The organism is Nocardioides sp. NPDC057577 (assembly GCF_042801335.1).
Taxonomy (GTDB): domain Bacteria; phylum Actinomycetota; class Actinomycetes; order Propionibacteriales; family Nocardioidaceae; genus Nocardioides.
In genome coordinates this window covers 1-1226 of the sequence record NZ_JBHVGB010000351.1, presented here as the reverse complement: position 1 = coordinate 1226, position 1226 = coordinate 1, and the positions used below count along the sequence as shown (strand labels likewise).

Here is a 1226-nt window from a genome sequence, read left to right as displayed (position 1 = left end):
GTCCGGGAGCGAACTGCCCATATACCCGCGAGTAATAGGCAGTTCGCTCCCGGACTACCCCCCGGGCGGGGCCGGTCTCAGGCCCGGCGCGGGTTGCGCTCGGCCAGCCGGGCGGCGATGACGGGGACGATCACGGCCGCCGCGACGAGGTGGGAGATCACCAGCATGATGTTGGTGGCGTAGGAGTCGGTGACGGCGATCAGGCTGGGCACCAGCGAGAGCGCCGTCAGGGTCCAGGCGGTGCGCTTCCAGGTCGAGCGCGGACGCTTGGCGAAACGGGCCAGGCAGACGGCGATGATGATGCCGATCAGCCCGAGCTCGGCGACGGCCCACGCGAGCCCGGTCGCGGGGATCGCGGCGGGATCGACGCCGGTGCCCGGGAGCGCGACGTTGAACGGCACGCCGACCGCGCGGGCGAAGAACTCGTAGACGCCGGTGACCAGGGCGCCGACAAGGACGGCGGTGACGCTGACGAACCAGACCGGCATCCGCGCAGCGAACTGGCCGCGGGAGGTGGTCGTGGCCTGAGTGTAGGTGCTGGTGCTCATGATGGTGCCTCTCGCTGGTGGTGGTTTGTCGCGACCCGTACGGCCGCTTCTCACTCACTCCACGAACGGCTCGACACCGATCCGACAGCTCCCACGAAAAATCCGCGAAAAAATTCCGCACGACGAAGATCACACCCTCCGGGGCTTCCAATCCAAAGTAAGGCCGGTGAGCCTTTGTCGGCATGACCCGCAAACCTCGGATCGCGAAGCTGCTGAGCCCCCTGATCGGGCTGTTCGGCCTCTTGTTCATCGCCAGTGGCGCCGCCACCTACTACCTGGCCCACACCCAGCTGAAGGCGCAGGAGATCACCGTCGCCGACGACGCCTCCTTCCTCGCCGGAGACAACGTCGACGGCCCGTTCTCGGCCTACGTCCAGGCGGCCACCGTCGAGAAGCACGCCCTGGGGATCACCAAGGGCAAGACGTACGCCGAGCTCGACCAGGAGGACCCGATCCGCGAGGTCGCGGCGGAGTCGTCGTTCGTACGCGCCTCCCTGCTGACTGCGGTCACCGCCTTCGGGCTCTCGGCCCTGGTCGCGGGATTGGGCCTCGTACTGCTGTTCGTCGCCTTCGCGATCGGGTCGCTGACCCGGGCCGTCGCACCGGCGAAGGAGAAGGCCACCGAGGAGACCGACGGCCTCGAACCGGCCACCGCTTGACCCCCACCCACCCGTCAAC

At 68.4% G+C, this 1226-nt stretch carries 2 protein-coding genes; one reads left to right on the top strand and one right to left on the bottom strand.

The window, feature by feature from the left end; all coding sequences use genetic code 11:
* Positions 1–77: 77 nt before the first annotated feature.
* Positions 78–548 carry a DUF6069 family protein gene (locus ACFU7D_RS29710; protein WP_378874140.1) on the bottom strand — a complete coding sequence of 157 codons (471 nt, stop codon included), beginning with the start codon at positions 546–548 and terminating at the stop codon, positions 78–80.
* A gap of 182 nt (positions 549–730) precedes the next feature.
* Here ACFU7D_RS29710 and ACFU7D_RS29705 point away from each other — a divergent pair, with 182 nt between their 5' ends.
* Entirely contained in the window at positions 731–1207 is a 477-nt protein-coding gene (locus ACFU7D_RS29705; protein ID WP_378874138.1) for an aromatic ring-opening dioxygenase LigA, read from the top strand.
* Positions 1208–1226: the final 19 nt, after the last annotated feature.